The sequence below is a fragment of the Vibrio sp. 811 genome, assembly GCF_033339195.1.
This window is the reverse complement of sequence record NZ_JAWOUB010000053.1, coordinates 1-2,493: the sequence shown is the minus strand read 5'-3', so window position 1 is coordinate 2,493 and position 2,493 is coordinate 1. Positions and strand designations below refer to the sequence as shown.

Below are 2,493 nucleotides of genomic sequence, written 5' to 3'. Positions count from 1 at the left end.
AGTTTTTTTTCTCAATGCTTTTTATACTTCTGGCCGCTTTCCATTCGGTTGTATCTTTGTCCTTTTGAGCCATTAGAACAGTAATTGCAGTTGCATATTCAGTTGTCCCTTGCTGATATGCCATGTTACCTATCTTACGGCTGCGCAGCGGGCTGCTTCCTCCTTTGGCCTCAACAATTATAATTTCACCTAGTGGCGGCTCTGCCACCTAGTAAACCATATCAAAATCGCCCGGCTTCTAAATTTACCTTAGGGATGAAGCAGCTTAGCATTAGGACGTTTACTCCGGACAAAGTCATCCGCGGCTAACTCACCAATTTTTGCAGATTTCTGATTAATCTTGGCGATTTGAGCGTTATATCCATCTTCGCCAGTTCGAGCCTTCCTAGCCTCTTAACGCTCTTTCAAACACTCTTCAATTTTTGCTTTGTTTCGTTTTATTAGCTCATAATCACTCATATAGAGTTCTGAGTTTTCTTTATACTCTGCTTTATTCAGCACAAGATCTTCAGTGAAGATCGTGCAACCTTCTTCCCCGCCAACTTTCTCAGAGTCAAAAACATGCGCATTGACAAATTCCTCAATCCCAACAACATACTGCACTTCGTGTCTGCTGCCATCTTCTCCGACGGATGACTCTTTTGCAGCGTTTAAAATCTGATCGCAAACCTCTTGGGGGGCATCGCTTTGGACCTGATACTCTGCCTACATTTGACCCAAGCGTTTTAGCCCTTCTTCACACAAGAAGCCTGTTGGGTCAATCCACTGGATAGGATTGACTGCATATTGGTAATGCCACTATTGACAGTTCAACTAACAAGCTCCCAATCATAAATATAAAAGCCACCTCGTAAGAGATGGCTAAAAAAATACCCGAGGAGCTCTAAAAAGGACGCCATTCACTTTCTGACTTAAATACCACTCCTGAAAAATCTTTGTTCTCGATTAATTCAGCCAGTTTTTCATCGACACATAATAACCACTCGATAGCATCCAGTTGAAATATAGTTTTCTGCATTTCAATATCTTTCTTAAGGACAACTCGATCAATTGAATCAACCTCTCCATCAAACTCACTAAATATTGAATGATTTCTATCCAGTAAATCGCAAATCGCAAGAACATTTAAAAAATAGTATTCACCAAAACTTTTACCTTGGTAATTAACCTCAATCGGTAGGAATTCAACTTCACTCGTTTGTGTGTGCTTAGAAATTAAATCAGATAACCGTCGACTCACGATTAATAAAGGACCACTAAGAAAACTATCCGCAGGCTTGTCATCTGATATGACATCAATAGTAACTTTTGGCCATTTGTCTCCTAGGGCAACGCCTCCCGTCAGATTCAATCCTATTAATACACTAGACTGCGTTACTTTGCCTTGAGTAAAATCGGAGTCTCTATCTACCTTGTTGGTCCAAATTTTAAGTGTCATTACTACTTCCTACTTTTCCATTGCGGATCATCCAATTGCGATCGAGCTTCATTCTTTTCCAGAGCATTCCTAATGTTACTTTCTGTTTTTCCAATTTCATCTACAAAAATCATATCATCGATCAAACCACGACCATACTTAGTTTACAACGCTCTCATTTCTCGTCGAACTAAAGCACCTGAGAACCTTGGTGCCTTGCACTTAGATGTCTACCCACGTGTCAGGGAAGGCCTATTTCGACAGATGTTTTAATATTAGTTGGAAGTGCAATCCCATTTGCACCTCTGTTAATGTTGTAATCAAGTTCGGTAGCTCTATGCATGACCGGATATTCCTGAGCAATATTGATACTAATTTGGTGATTTCCAGCATGGTTTTCAGGTAACCCGCCAACTATTTCGTTATTTAACTTGAGCCCACAACCTCTTCTTAAAGAACCGCCATAATAATTCGCAACACTCCCCTCCTTTGAGTTTTATTTAAGGGGATGATTTGGACAATTTCCTCAATACCTACAACATATTGAACTTTGCGTTTACTACCATCTGAATGATTGATATAACGATGAAAAGTAACTTCGTTCTTCTCGCAATCAATATGGTCTAAATCGTATTCATATCGAATATGATTTTTAACTTTGGGTTTTCTGATAATGCCACGAATGATGGGTCGTTCGGCAAACAACAAACTCCCCACCATAAATATAAAGCCATTTCAAGAGAAAGATGGCTTATAGACTGAATTGCTAACTAAAGGGTGTTATTGAGTGATCTTCCCTGCTTTTACATCTTCTAGCCAACGTCCTTCAACAAGATAGGGTGGAAGCCAACCGGTTTCAACAGATAGACGGTTGCCTCTGTCGTACCACATGCAAACCATGCCAAGCAGAGGGAAATTAATGAACGTGCGGAGCCCTATTCTATCTGGCCCTAATTCTCTAAGATGATATTTCTCTTGGAACTGTAGGTTTTTAACGAGCACTTCCTCAAAATCATAACCAATGTCGGTGGTAAGCGCTGCAAAGGTTTCTAAAACCCCCATCGCAATTTCCAACG

The 2,493-nt window shown here is 40.3% G+C and carries 3 protein-coding genes and 1 pseudogene; all 4 read right to left on the bottom strand.

The annotated features are described in order from the left end of the window. A pseudogene (locus R7Q46_RS24660) lies at positions 1 to 795 on the bottom strand (type IV secretion protein Rhs); the annotation flags it as partial. Between the two features lie 88 nt (positions 796 to 883). After that, complete coding sequence (locus R7Q46_RS24655; RefSeq protein ID WP_033905294.1) at positions 884 to 1,438, bottom strand: imm11 family protein; 555 nt, start codon at positions 1,436 to 1,438, stop codon at positions 884 to 886. A 429-nt stretch (positions 1,439 to 1,867) separates the two neighbouring features. Continuing rightward, complete coding sequence (locus tag R7Q46_RS24650; RefSeq protein WP_226084321.1) at positions 1,868 to 2,122, bottom strand: hypothetical protein; 255 nt, start codon at positions 2,120 to 2,122, stop codon at positions 1,868 to 1,870. Between the two features lie 75 nt (positions 2,123 to 2,197). After that, the coding region (locus R7Q46_RS24645; protein ID WP_318077860.1) for an immunity 49 family protein at positions 2,198 to 2,493 on the bottom strand (296 nt) is incomplete at its 5' end.

Excerpts from the sequence above, each read along its gene's own strand:
- R7Q46_RS24655 (WP_033905294.1), bottom strand. The coding sequence starts at position 1,438 with ATGACACTTAAAATTTGGACCAACAAGGTAGATAGAGACTCCGATTTT.